This is a genomic window from Streptomyces sp. NPDC047886 (assembly GCF_043204435.1).
Taxonomy (GTDB): Bacteria; Actinomycetota; Actinomycetes; order Streptomycetales; family Streptomycetaceae; genus Streptomyces.
Window position 1 is genome coordinate 1 of record NZ_JBIDCF010000003.1, and the last position, 17,044, is coordinate 17,044.

Annotated in this window: 13 protein-coding genes, 1 tRNA gene and 3 pseudogenes; 15 read left to right on the forward strand and 2 right to left on the reverse strand. The window is 73.0% G+C overall.

Annotation, left to right across the window (positions count from 1 at the left end; all coding sequences use genetic code 11):
- The 15 genes and pseudogenes from ACGF5U_RS11595 to ACGF5U_RS11665 all read left to right on the forward strand — a co-directional run.
- Nucleotides 1-193 (forward strand): annotated as a pseudogene (locus ACGF5U_RS11595) (hypothetical protein); the annotation flags it as partial.
- A 536-nt stretch (nt 194-729) separates the two neighbouring features.
- The gene (locus ACGF5U_RS11600; protein WP_392710613.1) at nt 730-1,758 is read left to right on the forward strand and encodes a lytic transglycosylase domain-containing protein; all 1,029 of its coding nucleotides are present in this window, start codon (nt 730-732) and stop codon (nt 1,756-1,758) included.
- Between the two features lie 101 nt (nt 1,759-1,859).
- Nucleotides 1,860-2,984: a sigma-70 family RNA polymerase sigma factor gene (locus tag ACGF5U_RS11605; RefSeq protein WP_392709820.1), complete on the forward strand. Its 1,125-nt coding sequence runs from the start codon at nt 1,860-1,862 to the stop codon at nt 2,982-2,984.
- Between the two features lie 109 nt (nt 2,985-3,093).
- Nucleotides 3,094-4,083, forward strand: a pseudogene (locus ACGF5U_RS11610) (ABC transporter ATP-binding protein); the annotation flags it as partial.
- 368 nt (nt 4,084-4,451) lie between these two features.
- Nucleotides 4,452-5,222, forward strand: coding sequence for an MlaE family ABC transporter permease (locus ACGF5U_RS11615; protein ID WP_392709821.1), 771 nt, complete (start codon nt 4,452-4,454; stop codon nt 5,220-5,222).
- 2 nt (nt 5,223-5,224) lie between these two features.
- On the forward strand, nt 5,225-6,031 hold the full coding sequence (locus ACGF5U_RS11620) for an MlaE family ABC transporter permease (RefSeq protein ID WP_392709822.1): 807 nt from the start codon (nt 5,225-5,227) through the stop codon (nt 6,029-6,031).
- Nucleotides 6,032-6,038: 7 nt separating this feature from the next.
- The gene (locus ACGF5U_RS11625; protein WP_392709824.1) at nt 6,039-7,265 is read left to right on the forward strand and encodes an MCE family protein; all 1,227 of its coding nucleotides are present in this window, start codon (nt 6,039-6,041) and stop codon (nt 7,263-7,265) included.
- Entirely contained in the window at nt 7,262-8,344 is a 1,083-nt protein-coding gene (locus tag ACGF5U_RS11630; RefSeq protein ID WP_392709826.1) for an MCE family protein, read from the forward strand. Before ACGF5U_RS11625 ends, ACGF5U_RS11630 begins: the two co-directional genes overlap by 4 nt.
- Before the next feature lie 95 nt (nt 8,345-8,439).
- Nucleotides 8,440-9,510, forward strand: coding sequence for an MCE family protein (locus ACGF5U_RS11635; protein ID WP_392710615.1), 1,071 nt, complete (start codon nt 8,440-8,442; stop codon nt 9,508-9,510).
- On the forward strand, nt 9,507-10,661 hold the full coding sequence (locus tag ACGF5U_RS11640; RefSeq protein WP_392709827.1) for an MCE family protein: 1,155 nt from the start codon (nt 9,507-9,509) through the stop codon (nt 10,659-10,661). Before ACGF5U_RS11635 ends, ACGF5U_RS11640 begins: the two co-directional genes overlap by 4 nt.
- Nucleotides 10,658-12,094, forward strand: a complete 1,437-nt coding sequence (locus tag ACGF5U_RS11645; RefSeq protein ID WP_392709828.1) for an MCE family protein — start codon at nt 10,658-10,660, stop codon at nt 12,092-12,094. Before ACGF5U_RS11640 ends, ACGF5U_RS11645 begins: the two co-directional genes overlap by 4 nt.
- The gene (locus ACGF5U_RS11650; protein WP_392709829.1) at nt 12,091-13,308 is read left to right on the forward strand and encodes an MCE family protein; all 1,218 of its coding nucleotides are present in this window, start codon (nt 12,091-12,093) and stop codon (nt 13,306-13,308) included. Before ACGF5U_RS11645 ends, ACGF5U_RS11650 begins: the two co-directional genes overlap by 4 nt.
- Complete coding sequence (locus ACGF5U_RS11655; RefSeq protein ID WP_392709831.1) at nt 13,305-13,856, forward strand: hypothetical protein; 552 nt, start codon at nt 13,305-13,307, stop codon at nt 13,854-13,856. Before ACGF5U_RS11650 ends, ACGF5U_RS11655 begins: the two co-directional genes overlap by 4 nt.
- Nucleotides 13,857-13,914: 58 nt before the next feature.
- Nucleotides 13,915-14,769 carry a hypothetical protein gene (locus ACGF5U_RS11660; protein ID WP_392709833.1) on the forward strand — a complete coding sequence of 285 codons (855 nt, stop codon included), beginning with the start codon at nt 13,915-13,917 and terminating at the stop codon, nt 14,767-14,769.
- A gap of 131 nt (nt 14,770-14,900) precedes the next feature.
- Nucleotides 14,901-15,149: pseudogene (locus ACGF5U_RS11665) on the forward strand (asparagine synthase); the annotation flags it as partial.
- Between the two features lie 165 nt (nt 15,150-15,314).
- Here the strand turns inward: ACGF5U_RS11665 and ACGF5U_RS11670 are convergent.
- Both ACGF5U_RS11670 and ACGF5U_RS11675 read right to left on the reverse strand, forming a co-directional pair.
- Nucleotides 15,315-15,388 (reverse strand) — tRNA-Thr (locus ACGF5U_RS11670).
- Between the two features lie 93 nt (nt 15,389-15,481).
- Nucleotides 15,482-17,020: an alpha/beta hydrolase gene (locus tag ACGF5U_RS11675; RefSeq protein ID WP_392709835.1), complete on the reverse strand. Its 1,539-nt coding sequence runs from the start codon at nt 17,018-17,020 to the stop codon at nt 15,482-15,484.
- Nucleotides 17,021-17,044 lie beyond the last annotated feature (24 nt).

The following is a 17,044-nucleotide window of genomic DNA, read 5'->3' on the forward strand; positions in this document are numbered from 1 at the left end:
CTCGCTGGCGTGGGTCGCGACGATCGTCATGTTCTGGTACGTGACCTCGCACAACGTCCGGCACGGCCTGCTGCCCGCGCCCGCCCCCGTGCGGAGCCTCCTGGACGAGTTCACCTGGGTGCTGCCCGCCCTGCACATCGGGATCATCGGCATGCTGATCCTGACCCGCTGGTGGGACTTCTGGACCGGCTGACCGGTACCGCGGCCGGCGCCCCGCACCGTCGCCACGCTGGGTTTCCTCCCCAGTCGGCCCCCACGGGAGGAACCCCCTGCGCGGCACGCTCCACGGTCTCAGGGCGGGCGCGGGCGCCACGGCGGCCGCCGCACTGCTCACCACGACGCTCGCGGGCTGCGACGACCCGTTGCGGTCCGGGACGGGCCCGCGCAGGAGTTCACCGTCACCGTCCGCACCGAGCGGTTCCGGCTGCGGGCCGCGACCGCCGCGCCGACCGGCAGCACACCGCTCATGGTGAGCCTGTTCGACACGGACGCCGCCCGGAACGCTCCCCTGCGGGACGCCCGGCCCGGCTATGGCTCCCTCCCGCACACCACCCGGGGCGGCTGAACACGCGAAAAACAGCCGCCTCTTCGAGACGGACGGGCCGCTTCCCGGCGTAGAGCCGATGAGGAGCAGGACCGGGATCGATCGGGAGGGGCCGGGGAATGGCGATGCGGTGCGGAGGGCGGATACGCGGAGGGGTCGCCAGGACGGCGGCCGCCGCGGCCGCCATGGCGGCGTTGACGGGGTCCCAGGCGCCGGGCGCCCTGGAGCGGGCGGCGCAGCCGGGGCGGGACGGCGCCGTGTCGCCGGGGCATGAGGCGCCCGGTGACGCGTACTACTACACGGCGCTGCCGCCGCTGGGGCCGCGCGGCGCTCCGGACGCGGGCCCGGGGCGGTCGCCGGCGGACGGTGTGGTCGCGACGCCGGGCGGGGGCGGGATCCCGGCGACGGTGCTCGCCGCGTACCGGAGGGCGGAGGAACGGCAGCGGGAGAGCGATCCGGGCTGTGGGCTGCGGTGGCAGCTGCTCGCCGCGATCGGCCAGGTCGAGTCGGGGCAGGCGCGCGGGGGACAGGTGGACGCGCACGGGACGACGTACCGGCCGATCATCGGCCCCCGGCTCGACGGCGCGGGCTTCGCCCTGATCCGGGACACCGACGGCGGCGCGCACGACGGCGACACCGTGTTCGACCGGGCGGTCGGGCCGATGCAGTTCATCCCGTCCACCTGGGCCCTCTGGGGCGCCGACGGGAACGACGACGGCCTCGCCGATCCGCACAACGTCCACGACGCCGCGCTCGCGGCCGGCCGCTACCTGTGCGCGGGCGGGCGCGACCTGTCCGACCCGGCCGACCTGGACCGGGCGGTCCTCGCGTACAACCGGTCCCGGGAGTACCTCCGTACCGTCAGGGCCTGGTACGCGTACTTCGGCGGCGGGCGGTGGTCGGTGCTGCCGGACGGGCGCGGACCGGTCCCGGGACGAGAGCCGGGTACGGGTACGAGTACGGGGCCGACGGCCCCGGCGTCCCGGCCCACGCCCCGGGCGACGGGCTCCCCTTCACCCGCCCCGTCGCCTTCGTCGTCCGGTACGGGCTCGGGCTCACCGTCCGGGGCGCCGTCGCCGACGCCCACGCGGACGGCCGACCGGCCCGGCGGAGGCTCAGGCTCCGCGGTCCCGCCGCTGGTCACGGAGGTGAGCACCGGCATGCCTCTGCCGGAGGACGGGCTCCTGCCCGGGGTCGGGGGCACTCACCGGTAACGGTGAGGACTCACTGCGCCCCGGCCCCTCCACAATCACGCGTACCGAAGGGTAACGTCGCCGCCTGCCCTGCTATCGGTTGTGAGCGCGAAGGGGCCCTCATGACGACGACGGACATGCACCCCTCCCACCCGGCCGGACCCGGCGACGACGCGGCCCGGTCCCGGTGGGAACGCATGTGGAGCCACCGTGAGCAGCTGCTCAAGGTGGCCCGCCGGAGGTCGATGACCGCCGAGGACGCCGAGGACGCCGTCCATGAGGCGATGCTGCGCGCCGCCGAGAACCCCCACCTCGACGACGCGCGGCTCGGCGCGTGGCTGACGACCGTGACCATGCGGCTGTGCGTCGACCGGTACCGGCAGGTCAACCGCGAGGCCGAGGTGCGCGCCCTGCCGAAGCTCACCGCGCCGGGCCCGGTGCCCGTCGAGGAGGCGGTGTGCGACCGGGCGGAGGCCACCTGGCTCGCGTACCGGAGCAGGGAGCTGCCCGCGCGGCAGGCCGAGGCGCTGCGGCTGAAGTCGCAGGACCGGGACGTCGAGCAGGTCGCCCGCGAGATGGGGCTCAGCTACCAGGCCGTCGAGTCGTTGCTGGCCAGGGCCCGGCGGACGCTGCGCAACTCGCTCGCCGGCACGCTCGGGCTCGCGCTGTGGCTGTGCGGGCGCGGCGGCAGGGCGCAGACCGGCGGGCATGTGCAGGCGGTGGCCGTGACGGGCGCGGCGACGCTGGCGGCGGCCGTCCTGGCGCTGCCCTTCGCGTACGACGCCGCGCCCGGCCCGGCGCCGCGCCCCGGCACGTCGCAGGTCGGCGGGGGCGGGGTGGGCGTGGCCGGGTACGAGGTGCCCGCGCCGGGTGCGCGGACGGACGCGGGCGGGCCGGACGCGGGTGCGGGTACGGACGCGCCCGGCGGCGCCGGGGGGCCGGCGGCGCCCGGCGGGCTGCCCGTGGAACTGCCGGAGGTGCGGCTGCCGGAGGCGCTGCCGGGCGTGGGGCTCCCGGACGTACCCCTGCCCGCCCCTTCGCTGACCGCGCCGGCGCTGCCCGGTCCGGCGCTGGCGGACGTACCCCTTCCGGACGTACCGCTGACGGACGCGCCCCCGGCGGACGTACCGCTGCCGGACGTACCGCTGCCCCGCGTGTCGGCTCCCGTGCCGGCGTCGGCGCCCGTGCCGGTCGAGGCGTCGGCTCCCGTGCCGGTCCCGGTACCGGCCGCGCCGTCCCTCCCGTAGGCACCTGGGGTTTCCACCCCGTAAAAAATCTTCGGTTCTCCGCGACGGACGCGGCGCCCCTCCCCGTAGAGCAGGTGTCGGAGCTGCTCCCCGCTGAAGGGTGAACCGGATGGGTGTCGAGATCTGTGTGGAAGGGTTGACGAAATCCTTCGGCCACCAGGTCATCTGGCAGGACGTGTCACTGACCCTGCCCGCCGGCGAGGTGTCCGTGATGCTCGGCCCTTCGGGCACCGGGAAGTCGGTGTTCCTCAAGACGCTCGTGGGTCTGCTGAAGCCCGACCGGGGGTCGATCCGGATCGCCGGGCAGGACGTCACGCGCCTGCGCGAACACGAGCTGTACGAGGTCCGCAAGCTGTTCGGCGTGCTGTTCCAGGACGGCGCCCTGTTCGGGTCGATGAACCTGTACGACAACATCGCCTTCCCGCTGCGCGAGCACACGCGCAAACCGGAGAGCGAGGTCCGGCGCATCGTCCTGGAGAAGATGGACATGGTCGGCCTGATCGGCGCCGAGGAGAAGCTGCCCGGCGAGATCTCCGGCGGGATGCGCAAGCGGGCCGGACTGGCACGGGCGCTGGTCCTCGACCCGGAGATCATCCTCTTCGACGAGCCGGACTCCGGGCTCGACCCGGTACGGGTGGCCTACCTCAACCAGCTCATCGTGGACCTGAACGCGCAGATCGACGCGACGTTCCTGATCGTCACGCACGACATCGCGTCCGCCCGGCAGGTCCCGGACAACATCGGGCTGCTGTTCCGCCGCGAGCTGGTGATGTTCGGGCCCCGCGAAGAGCTGCTCGCGAGCGACGAGCCGGTGGTACGGCAGTTCCTGAACGGCCGGATGCAGGGGCCGATCGGCATGGCGGAGGAGAAGGACGCCGCCCAGGTCGAACAGGAGCTCGCCCAGCTCGACGCGGGCGACCACCGGGGGCCGCGCGGCGGCAAGGGGGCGTCCGGCGAGGGCGTGACCCCGCGTCTGCTGCCGAGCCCGGGCGTGCCCCGGCCGCCCCGCTGGGAGGCGATCGCCCGCCGCGAGGCGGAACTCCTGGAAGCCGCCCGCGCCCCTCGGGCCGAGGAACCGGCCGACGCCCCGGCCCCGACCCCGGCACCGGCCTCGCCACCGGCCCCCACGCCCGAGCCCACGCCCACGCCCGCGCCCGAGGCCACGCCCACGCCTGAGGCCACGCCCACGCCCGAGCCCACGCCCGCGCCCGAGCCCACGCCCACGCCTGAGGCCACGCCCACGCCCACGCCCGAGACCACGCCCACGCCCGCGCCCGAGCCCACGCCTGAGACCACGCCCGCGCCCGAGGCCACGACCGCCATCGCGGCGGACGGCGCCGCGCCTGAAGAGCCCGGGGCGCGGGAGTCCGAGTCGCGGGAGTCCGGGGCGCGGAGGTCCGCGCCGGAAGAGCCCCGGGCGCGGGAGTGCGAGTCGCGGGGCGGCGCGCGTGAGGAGGCGGACCGGTCGTGAGCCTCTCCCCCACCGGCGGTCTGCGCCAGTCCGGCGCCCTGTTCGCGATGGCCCTGGACGTCCTGCGCACCCTCCCCCGACGGCCCTTCCAGGTGCGCGAGTTCATCCAGCAGGCCTGGTTCGTCGCGGGCGTCACGATCCTGCCCACCGCGCTCGTGTCGATCCCGTTCGGCGCGGTCATCGCGCTCCAGATCGGCGGGCTGACCCGCCAGCTCGGCGCCCAGTCGTTCTCGGGCGCCGCCTCCGTACTCGCCGTGCTGCGCGAGGCGTCGCCGATCGTCACCGCGCTGCTCATCGCGGGCGCGGGAGGCACCGCGATCTGCGCGGACCTCGGCGCGCGGAAGATCCGCGAGGAGATCGACGCCATGCAGGTGCTCGGCATCGACCCGATCCACCGGCTCGTCGTACCGCGCGTCCTGGCGACCATGCTCGTGGCGGTACTGCTCAACGGCCTCGTCTCGGTCGTCGGCGTGGCCGGCGGCTACTTCTTCAACGTCGTCATGCAGAACGGCACACCCGGCGCGTACCTCGCCTCGTTCACCACGCTCGCCCAGCTCTCCGATCTGTGGGCGGCGGAGCTGAAGGCGCTGGTCTTCGGCGCCATCGCGGCGATCGTCGCCTCGTACAAGGGGCTGACCGCCAAGGGCGGGCCGAAGGGCGTCGGCGACGCCGTGAACCAGTCCGTGGTCATCACCTTCATGTTGCTGTTCGTGACGAACTTCGTGATGACCGCCGTCTACTTCCAGCTCGTTCCGCAGAGGGGATGACGATGGCTCCGCTGAACCGATTCCTCGAAGAGCTGGGCGGCCAACTCGTCTTCTACGGACGCTCCCTGGCCTGGACCGGCCGCACGCTGCGCCGCTACAAGAAGGAAGTGCTGCGGCTGCTCGCCGAAGTCAGCTTCGGGCGGGGCGCGCTGGCGGTCGTCGGCGGCACCGTCGGCGTGATCGCGTTCCTGTCGTTCTTCACCGGCACGGAGGTCGGCCTCCAGGGTTACGCGGCGCTCAACCAGCTCGGCACCTCCAACTTCGTGGCGTTCCTGTCCGCGTACTTCAACACCCGCGAGATCGCCCCGCTCGTGGCCGGGCTCGCGCTGTCCGCGACGGTCGGCGCGGGGTTCACCGCGCAGCTCGGGGCGATGCGGATCAGCGAGGAGACCGACGCCCTGGAGGTGATGGGCGTTCCGTCGCTGCCGTTCCTGGTGACGACCCGGATGATCGCCGGGTTCGTGGCGGTGATCCCGCTGTACGTGGTCGGGCTGCTCTCCTCGTACTTCGCCGCCCGCACCATCACCACCGGCTACTACGGGCAGTCCACGGGCACCTACGACCACTACTTCCAGCAGTACCTGCCACCGGTCGACGTGCTGTGGTCCTTCGGCAAGGTGATCGTCTTCGCCGTCGTGATCATCCTGGTCCACTGCTACTACGGCTACTACGCGAGCGGTGGCCCCGCCGGCGTCGGTGTCGCGGTGGGGCGTGGCGTACGGACGTCGATCGTCGCCATCAACATCCTCGACTTCTTCCTCAGCCTCGCGATCTGGGGCGCCCACACGACCGTACGGATAGCGGGGTAACGCGCCCATGCGAACCACGACACCACGTCTGCGGCTGTACGGCGTCGTCTTCATCGCCGTGCTCGCGCTGCTGCTGTCGCTGACCGTCGCCGTCTACCAGCAGGTGTTCACCCCGGTCGTCCGGGTCACGCTGGAGGCCGACACCCTGGGCAACCAGCTGGAGCCCCGCGCCGACGTGAAGCTGCGCGGCCTGCTGGTCGGCGAGGTGCGGGAGGTGCGGTCCGACGGCGAGAAGGCGACCCTGTCGCTCGCGCTGAAGCCGGAGCACATCGCGCTGATCCCGGCGGACGTCCACGCCCGGCTGCTGCCGAAGACCCTGTTCGGGGAGAAGTTCGTCGACCTGGTCGTGCCCCGGGGCGCGGCGGCGGGGCGGCCCATCCGCGCCGGTGACGTCATCACCCAGGACCGTACGGAGGTCGGCATCGAACTCCAGCGGCTGATGAACGACCTGCTGCCGCTGCTCAGGGCCGTGCAGCCCGCGAAGCTGAACGCCACGCTGTCCGCGTTCGCCACCGCCCTCGAAGGGCGCGGCGACGACATCGGCGCCAACCTGGTCCGGCTGGAGGGCTACCTCCGCGAGCTGAACCCGCACATGCCGTCGCTCCGCGAGGACATCTCACGGTTCGCCGATGTGGCCGAGATCTACAGCGAGGCAGCCCCCGACCTGCTGCGGATCCTGGACAACACGCTCACCACCAGCCGGACGCTGGTCGAGAAGGAGGACCGGCTCGCGTCCTTCCTGACCCGGACCGCCACCGCCGCCGGCACGGCCGACGCCGTCATCGGCGAGAACGCCGACCGGCTCATCACCCTGGGCCGCGTCTCCCGTCCCACCCTGTCCCTGTTCGCCCGCTACTCGCCCGAGTACCCCTGCCTCCTGGAGGGGCTGGTACGGCAGGAGAAGGCGTCCGAACAGGCCTTCAGGGGTGGCGTGATGCGGATCACCCTCGAACTCGTACACGCCCGTCCCCCCTACCGACCCGGCGAGGAACCGCGCTATGCCGACCGCTCAGGCCCCGACTGCAGAGGTCTGCCCCATCCACGCACCCCCGCACCGCACACCAGGCTCGACGACGGAACCTCGGGCACGAGCGTGTCCGGCACCCCGGCCGAGCAGCGGGCGGTCGCCGCACTCGTCGCCCCGGTCATGGGCGTGTCCGCCGACCGGGTGCCGGCGGTCGCGACCCTGCTCTTCGGCCCGATGGCACGCGGAACGGCGGTGAGCGTCGTATGAAGCCCCGTACGAGCGGTCACACGCGGGCCACGGCGACCGCCGGGCCGCTGCTGAAGCTGGGTCTGTTCGCCGTGGTCACCGTGGCGGCGACCGGTGTTCTCGCCGCGACGATCGTCAATGTCTCCTTCACCCCGAAGGACACGTACACGGCCGTGTTCAGCGATGTCACCAGCCTGGAGGAGGGCGACGACATCCGGGTCGCGGGGGTGAGGGTCGGCGAGGTCGAGGACATCCGGATACGGCCGGGCGGCTCCGGCGGCCGGGCGCTGGCCGAGGTCGCCTTCAGCGTCTCCCGTGACCGGCCGCTGCCGATCGGCACCAAGGCGGTCATCCGCTACCGGAGCCTGGTCGGGCAGCGGTACATCGCGCTGACCGAGGGCACCGGGGACGGGACGAAGCGGCTGCCGCCCGGCGGGCGCATCCCCCTGTCCCGTACGGAACCGGCGCTCGACCTCAACGCGCTGCTCAACGGGTTCAAGCCGCTGTTCGCGGCGCTGAGCCCGCAGGACGTGAACCAGCTCGCCACCGAGATCATCAAGACCCTGCAGGGCGAGGGAGGCACGGTGAACAGCCTGCTCGCGCACACCGCCTCGCTCACCACGACCCTCGCCGACCGCGACAAGCTGATCGGCTCGGTGATCGACAACCTCAACTCCGTGCTGGCCACCGTCGACCAGCGCGGTACCCGGTTCGCCGAGCTGATCAAGCAGCTGCAGCGGGTGATCTCGGGGCTCGCCGCCGACCGCAAACCGATCGGTGACTCGCTGGCCGGCGTCAACGGCCTCGCGGCGGCCACCTCCGGCCTGCTGGAGGACGCCCGGCCGCCGCTGAAGGACGACATCGCCGAGCTGTCCCGGCTCACCGGCACGCTGAAGGACCACGAGAAGACGGTGGAGGGCGTGCTGCGGCGGCTGCCGAACAAGCTCGACAAGCTGACGGGCACCGCCTCGTACGGCTCCTGGTTCAACTTCTACCTGTGCGACTTCGACGGCCGCGTGGTGCTGCCCCGCAGCGCGGGCAGGCCCGCCGAGACGCTCACCCCCGAACTGCACGTGGCCCGGGCGAGGTGTGGCGGATGAGACGGCTCACAGGCATACGGCTCGCGGGCGTCCGCCGTGCCGGCATACGGCTCGCGGGCGTACGCCGGTCGGGGCGGGCGCGCCGGTCGGGGCGGATGACGCCGTTCCGCGACCGGAACCCGGTGGTGATCGGCGCCGTCGGACTCGCCACGATCCTGGCGCTGATCGTCACCGCGTTCAACGTGGAGAACCTGCCGCTGATCGGGAACGGCGACCGGTACAGCGCCGCCTTCTCCGAGGCGGGCGGGCTCAAGCCGGGCGACGAGGTGCGGATCGCCGGCGTCAAGGTCGGCAAGGTGGACGACGTCGACCTGGACGGCGACCACGTCAAGGTCACCTTCCGGGTCAAGGGCGAACCCGAGCTCGGCACCCGGACCGGGGCCGCCATCCGGGTCAAGACGATCCTGGGCGCCAAGTACCTCGCCCTGGAGCCGAAGGGCCCCGGGCGGATGAGGCCGGGCAGCGAGATCCCGCTCGCCCGGACCGTCGCGGCGTACGACGTGGTGACCGCGTTCAGCGATCTGACCACCACCACCGAGCGGATCGACACGAAGCAGCTGGCCACCGCCCTGGACACCATCTCCACGACGTTCGAGGACTCCCCCGCCGAGGTGAAGGCGTCCATCGAGGGCCTGTCGAAGATCTCCCGGACCGTGGCCTCGCGGGACGAGGCGCTGCGCCGCCTCCTCGACCACGCCAACGGCGTCACCGGGGTCCTGTCGGAACGGACCGGCGAGTTCACCAAGCTGGTCAAGGACGGCGACAAGCTGTTCCAGGAGATCCACGCCCGGCGCAAGGTCATCCACTCGCTGCTCACCAGCTCCGTGGCGCTGGGCGTCCAGCTGTCCGGCCTCGTCCGGGACAACCGCGCGACGATCGGGCCGGCCCTCGCCAACCTCAACGCGGTCGTGAAGCTGCTGGAACGCAACCAGGCCAGCCTCGACCGCAGCGTCCAGCTGCTCGCCCCGTACGCCCGGCTCTTCACCAACACCCTGGGCAACGGCCGCTGGTTCGACAGCTACATCCAGAACATGGTCGCCCCCACACCGGTGGTGCCCCGAACCGGCACGACCGGGACGACCGGGACGACCGGGACGACCGGGACGACCGGGACGACCGGGACGTCCGGCACGACCGGGGTCTCCGGATCGGGAGGAGGACGATGAAGCACATCCTCGTACGGCGGCGCCGGTTCCTGGTCACGGTCCTCGCCCTGGCGCTCGTCGCCGGACTGGCGAGCGCCCTGTGGCCCCGGTCCCCCGAACCGGTCCGGGTCACCGCGTACTTCCCGCGCACGGTAGGCATCTACCCCGGCTCCGACGTGCGGGTCCTCGGCGTGAGGATCGGCGAGGTCACGGCGATCACACCGGAGGGCGACCGGGTGCGGGTCGAGCTGGAGTACGACGGCGACCGCAAGGTGCCCGCCGACGCCCAGGCGGCGATCATCAACTCGTCGGTCGTCAGCGACCGTTACCTCCAGCTGCTCCCCGTCTACCGGGGCGGGCCCGAGATGCGCGGCGGTGCCGTCATCCCCGAGCACCGCACGGCCGTCCCCGTCGAACTGGACCGCGTCTTCGACAGCCTGCGCACGACGGCCGACGCGCTCGGCCCGCGCGGCGCCAACAAGGACGGGTCGCTGTCCCGGCTGCTCGCGGTCAGCGCCGACAACCTGCAGGGCCAGGGCGCGAAGCTGCACCAGACGGTCGAGGACCTGTCGCAGGCCGTCACCACCCTGTCGGGCGGCCGGCAGGACCTGTTCGGCACCATCCGCAACCTCCAGGTCTTCACGGCCGCGCTGGCCGCCGACGACGACAGCGTCCGGGCGTTCAACGACAACCTGGCCAAGGTCGCCGAGCAGCTCGCCGGGGAACGCAAGGACCTGGCGGCGGCGATCGCGCACCTGGCGACCGCCCTGGCCGACGTGTCGGAGTTCGTGAAGAACAACAAGAAGGCGCTGACCGCCGACGTGAAGGGGCTGAGCAAGGTGACGCGCGTGCTGGTCACCCAGCGCGCGGCACTGCGGGAGTTCCTCGACGTCGCCCCGGCCGGTCTGTCGAACCTGCAGAACGCCTACAACCCGTCGGCCGGCACCCTCGACACCCGCAGCAACCCCGACCACCCGCAGGACCCGGCGGCGCTGCTGTGCTCGCTGCTCAGGACCACCGGCGAGAAGGCCGACTGCGCGAGCCTGCGGTCCTTGTTCGACTCCCTGCCGAAGCCGCCCGTCGCCGATCCCGCCGGCCACGTCACCGGCGTCGCCCCCGCCACGGGCCCGGTCGACCGGACGCTCGGCGGAATCCTGGAGGCCCGTACATGACGCCCACTCATATCAGCGGGGGTACGCGTACTCGTGCCCCTCGTCGTCTCCGTCGGCACACCGTCCTGTGGACGGCCGCCGCGTCGCTGCTCCTCACCGGCTGCGAGTTCAACGGCCTCTACGACGTCGGGCTGCCCGGCGGCGCGGCCGCCGACGGCCGCGCGTACCACGTGACCGTCCACTTCAGGGACGTGCTCGACCTGGTGCCGCAGTCCACGGTGAAGGTGAACAACGTCACCGTCGGCGCCGTCGAGAAGGTGGAGCTGGAAGGCTGGCACGCGCGCGTGCGGCTGCGCGTCGCCGACTCGGTGAAGCTGCCCGCCAACGCGGTCGCCGAGCTGCGGCAGACCAGCATGCTCGGCGAGAAGTACGTCGCCCTGTCCCCGCCCGCCGACGCCGCCCCGGCGGGCCGGCTCACCGACGGCGCGGTCATCCCGCTGTCGCGCAGCGGACGCAACCCGGAGATCGAGGAGGTCCTCTCCGCGCTGTCGGCGCTGCTCAACGGCGGCGGCGTGGCCCAGCTGAAGACCATCTCCGTGGAGTTGAACAAGGCGCTGGAAGGCCGTGAGAACCGGGTCAAGGCCCTGCTCTCGGAGCTGGACACCTTCATCGGCGGCCTCGACCGACAGCGCGGCGAGATCGTCCGCGCGCTCAAGGGCATCGACAGGCTGGCCGCGACCCTGCGGAAGGAGAAGGCCACCATCGGCAAGGCGGTCGACACGCTGCCGCCCGCGCTGAAGGTGCTGGCCGACCAGCGGACCAGGCTGACCGCGATGCTGACGTCCCTGTCGAAGCTCGGCACCACCGGCACCCGCGTGATCAACGCCTCGCGGGACGACCTGATCGCCAACCTGCGCAGTCTCCAGCCGATCCTGGCCCAGCTGAACAAGGCGGGCGCCGATCTCCCCAACGCGCTGGAGCTCCTGACGACGTATCCGTTCCCGCGCAATGTGGTCGACGCCATCAAGGGCGACTACGTGAACCTGAAGGTCACGGCCGACCTGGACTTCGACAGCCTGTACGGCAACCTGGCCGGCGACCCCGGCCGGCCGCCGGCCCCGGACCTGCCCGACCCGTCGCTGCCCGGCGTACCGGACGTCCCGGGAGTTCCGGATGTGCCGGGCGTACCGGATGTCCCCGGCGTGCCGGGCGGGCCCGACACGCCCGGGGTTCCCTCGGCGCCCGCGCCCGCCCCGGCGCCGACACGGTCGGGTGCACCGCCGCTGTGCCCGCCGGTGTGCGCGAACGGCGACTACGCCTCGTACGTCGGAGGGGCCGGGGCCGGGGGCACGGGGGCCGGGGGCCCGGAAGCCTGGGGCCCTGGAGCCTGGGGCCCGGAAGCCTGGGACTCGGGTGCCTGGAGCCCGGAAGCCTGGGGCTCGGGCGTCGACCTCCGGCTGGCGGAACTCATGCTGAGGGGGATGCAGCTGTGATCACCCGTACGGTCAAGGCGCAGCTGATCGCCTTCGCCACCGTCACGGCGCTCGGCGTCTCGTACGTCGGCGCCGAGTACACCGGTCTCGCCGACAGCCTCCTGGACCGCGGCTACACCGTGCGCGCCGACTTCCCCGAGTCGGGCGGCATCTACACGGGGGCCGAGGTCACCTACCGCGGGGTGCCCGTGGGCCGCGTCGGCGACCTGCGGCTGACGGGTGCCGACGGCGTGACCGTCGCCCTGGACATCGAGGACGGCACGCGCGTCCCGTCGGACACGGTGGCGGTGGTGGCGCACCGCTCCGCCGTCGGCGAGCAGTACGTGGACCTCCAGCCGCGCCGCCGGGGCGGCCCGTACCTGCGGGACGGGAGCACCATCCCGCGCGGCAGCACGCGCGTACCGCACCCCACCACCGAGCTGATCACGAGCGTGGACCGGCTGGTCCGCTCGGTGGACAGGAAGGACCTGCGGATCACCGTCGACGAACTGGGCGCGGCGTTCGCCGGAACCGGCCCGCATCTGAGCCGGCTGGTGGACTCGGGGAACGCGCTGATCACGACGGCGACGGACTCGCTGCCCCAGACGGTCGCGCTGATCGAGGACTCCCGGAAGGTCCTGAAGACACAGGCCGACAAGGGCTCGGCGATCACCTCGTTCTCGAAGGACCTGGCGGCCCTCACCGCCCAGCTGAAGGCGAGCGACGGCGACTTCCGCGCCCTGCTGGACGACGGCACGTCGGCCGCCCGCGAACTGGACGGGCTGCTGCGCGACAACCGCCCCCACGTCCCCGTGCTGCTGGGGAACCTGATCAGCGGCGGGCAGATCACCGCCGCCCGACTGCCCGGTGTGGAGCAGATGCTGGTGACGTTCCCGGTGGTCGTGGCGGGCAGCTACACCGTCATCCCGGGCGACGGCACGACCCACTTCGGCATGGTCGTCAACTCCGACGACCCGCCCGCCTGCCGCCAGGGTTACGGAACCCAGCGGCGCGACCCCGCCGACACCTCGGACCGGCCGGCGAACACGGAGGCGCGCTGCACCGCCCCGCGCGGCAGCGCCACCTCGGTCCGGGGCGCCCAGAACGCCCCCGGTGCGGCAGGGCGGTCCGGGGCGCGGCCCGTCCAGGTCGGCTCGACGGGCGGACAACAGACCCTGTTCGGAAAGGACTCGTGGCAGTGGCTGCTCGTAGGACCGATGGGACCCGTGGCATGACGTTCCGAGCCCGTTTCGCCGACCGCGCCGACCGCGCCGACCGCGCCGACCGCGGCGACCGCGCCGGGCACACCGGCCGCGGTGTCGTCGCCGCCGTCGCCGCCGTCGCCGCCGCGCTGGTCGCCGCGTCGGGCTGGCTCGGCGTACAGCTGTACGAGCGGGGCGAGGTGGAGGACCGCCGCCAGGACATCCTGGCGGCCGCGCGCCAGTCGGCGCTCAACTTCACGTCGCTCGACTACCGGCAGTACGACCGGGACAGCAAGAACGTGCTGAGCGGCGCGACCGGCGAGTTCGCGGAACAGTTCTCGGCCCAGACGGCCGAGCTGACGAAGCTGGTCGCCGCCAACAAGTCGGTCTCGGAGGGCCAGATCCTGGAGGCGGGCATCGTCAGGGCCGACGAACGGACGGCCCGCGTCCTGCTGGTGGCGGACAGCAAGGTCACCAACGTGTCGGCGCCGCAGGGCACGTCCCGCAACTACCGGCTGCAACTCGACCTCGTGTACGAGGGCGGCCGCTGGCTCACCTCGAACGTGGAGTTCGTGGGCTGACCTCCCGCCCAGTCCGGGCCGACCGCCCGCCCTCAGCCCCCACCCCGAAGGAACCATCATGGCGAAGCCCGTACGAGTGGCAGCGGCGGCCCGCGCGGCGGCCAAGCGCGCCGAGAAGGCCCGCACGACCCCTGGCCAGGACGCTGCCCTGGCACCGGACCCGCGCTCGGACCGGGACCCGCGTCGCTCGGACCGGGACCGAGACCGGAACCAGGACCGGGACCGGGCCCGAGACCGGGACCGGGACCGGGACCGGGCCCGAGACCGGAAGCAGGACCGGGACCGGGCCCGAGACCTGGACCGGGACCGGGACTCGGAGGCGCCCGAGACGACGGGGAGTTCGCGCCGCGTGCGCCGCGCGGGGCCCGGGACAGCACGCGCCTCCAGCGCCGAGGGGACCGGCAGGGGCCGGGCGAGGGCGGTGACCGCAATCCTCGCCCTGCTGGTCGTCGCCGGCCTGGCGGCCACCACGTTCCTCGGCCTGCGCTACCACGACGCCCGGCGCACGGACGAGGCGCGCACGGCCGCCGTGGCGGCGGCCCGCAAGGCCGCGCCGGTCATCCTGTCGTACGACTACCGGCATCTGGACCGGGACTTCGCCGCGGCCCGCCGCCACCTCACGGGCGGGTTCCTCGACGAGTACGGCAAGACGACGAAGGCCGTCGTCGCCCCCACCGCCACCAAGTACCAGGGGGTGGTCAAGGCCACGGTCGCCAAGCCGCCCGGCGCGGACGCGTCTGCGGCGGTCTCGGTGGTGTCGGCGAGCCCGGACAAGGCCGTCGTCCTGTTGTTTATGAATCAAGTCACGAACAGCACCCAGGTGACCGCTCCGAGGGTCGATCTCAACCGCGTCCGGATGACCGTCGTACGCACGGAGAACGGCTGGAAGATCAGCGCTGTCGACGCGCTGTGAGCCGCTCCACACGCCTGATCTCCGCACGGCACAGGGTGGGCGCCGGGTTCGCGGTCCTGCCTGACACGAATCCCGCACGGGACGTGCGTCAGGCGGCCATGGAGGTCTCCGCGCGTGACGTCCCCAACCTGGGATCGCGCCGGCATCTGGCCGGGCACGGCGGCGACGAGCTGTTCACCCCGTTCCCCGGCTGTCCGCACGGGCTGCTCCGGCGCCACCCGGTGACCGCGGTACGGCACCTGCGCGGCTACGCCGCCCTGAAACGCTGGCCGTTCCTGGGCACGCTCGCCGCGCTGGCACGCCCCGGGGACGAGGCGGCCTGGCGGCGGGCGCAGGCCGACCACCTCACGGACCGTCCCCTGACGAAACGCCGCCCGAACCGGCATCCCCATCGGCGAACCCACCCCAAGGGCCACTACCGCTCCCTGATCACCATCCCCCGGCGGTCCCCGCTCCCCCGGCCTGACACCCGCGCCCACCGGCGCACGACGCCCCGGGCAACAGAAAAGGCCAGGTCAGACAGTGTCTGACCTGGCCTTTCTCTGAGCCGCCTTCGGGATTCGAACCCGAGACCTACGCATTACGAGTGCGTTGCTCTGGCCAACTGAGCTAAGGCGGCATGCCGCGTGTGCCCCTCGGGGTGCCGCAGCGAGCCCAAGTCTACACAGGTGGGAGGGGTGCTTCGCACACCCCTTTGTGCGGGGGCCCGGGGCTAGCGGCAGCGCTTGTCGGACGGGGGGACCTTGCCGTCGAGGAGGTAGGCGTTGATCGCGGTGTCCACGCAGTCGCTGCCCCGGCCGTACGCGGTGTGGCCGTCGCCCTCGTAGGTCAGGAGGGTGCCGGAGGAGAGCTGGTCGGCAAGGGCCTCAGCCCACTTGTAGGGGGTCGCCGGGTCTCGGGTGGTGCCGACGACGAGGATCGGGGCGGCGCCTTCCGCCTTGATGCGGTGCGGGGTGCCGGTGGGCTTGGTGGGCCAGTACGTGCAGTTCAGGGCTGCCCAGGCGAGGCCCCTGCCGAAGACCGGGGACGCCTTCTCGAAGGAGGGTGCGGCGGCGGTGACGGCGGCCGGGCCGGTGAAGGCGGGCGGCTGGTCGAGGCAGTTCACGGCCGCGTTGGCGAACATCAGGTTCGAGTACGAGCCGTCGCCCTCGCGCTCGTAGTAGCTGTCCGCGAGGGCGAGCAGCGCGGATCCCTCGCCACCCATCGCCTCGGTGAGCGCCTCGCGGAGCTGCGGCCAGGCCGCCTCGTCGTACATCGCGGCGATCACGCCGGTGGTGGCGAGGGACTCGCCGAGCGCGCGGTCATCGCCGGTGGGGACCGGTTCGGCGTCGACCCGCTTGAAGAAGGCGGTCAGGCGGTCGGCGGCATCCGCGGGGGACACGCTGCCGAGGGGGCAGTCCGATTCCTCGACGCAGTCGGCGGCGAAGGCCTGGAACGCGGTCTCGAAGCCGGCCGTCTGGTCGCGGTTCAGCTCCTCGGCGCCGAGGGACGGGTCCATCGCGCCGTCGAGGACGAGGCGGCCGGTCCGGGCGGGGAAGAGCTCGGCGTACGTGGCACCGAGGAACGTGCCGTACGAGGCGCCGACGTAGTTCAGCTTCTCGTCGCCGAGCACCGACCGCACGATGTCCATGTCGCGGGCGGTCTCCACGGTGGAGACATGCGGCAGGATCCGGCCCGAACGCTTCTCGCAGCCCGCCGCGAAGTTCTTGAACGCGGCTTCCAGCGCGTCGGTCTCACGCTGGTCGTCAGGCGTCTGGTCGATCTGCGTGTACGCGTCCATCTGCGGCCCGTCGAGGCATTCCACGGGCTCGCTGCGGGCCACGCCGCGCGGGTCCACGGCCACCATGTCGTAGCGGGCGCGGACCGGGGCGGGATAGCCGATACCGGCGTACGCCTGCAGGTAGCCGACGGCCGAGCCGCCGGGTCCGCCCGGGTTGACCAGGAGGGAGCCGAGGCGCTTGCCGGGGCCGGTGGCCTTGATCCGCGCGACGGCCAGGTCGATCCGGTCGCCGGCCGGCTTCGCGTAGTCGAGCGGTGCCTTCACCGTGGCGCACTCGTACCCCGGCGCGCCGCACTCGCGCCAGCTCAGCCGCTGGTCGTAGTACGTCCTGAGCTCGGCGGGCGCCGCCGCCGCGCCCGTAGCGGACGCGGACGCCGGGCGGGGCGCACCGCCGTCCGTACAGCCCGACAGGAGCAGGCCGAACACGGCGATGGCGAGGGTGGACGTGCGGAGGAGTCGGCGGGAGTCCATCCCCGGAGCGTAGCGGGAGCGGTA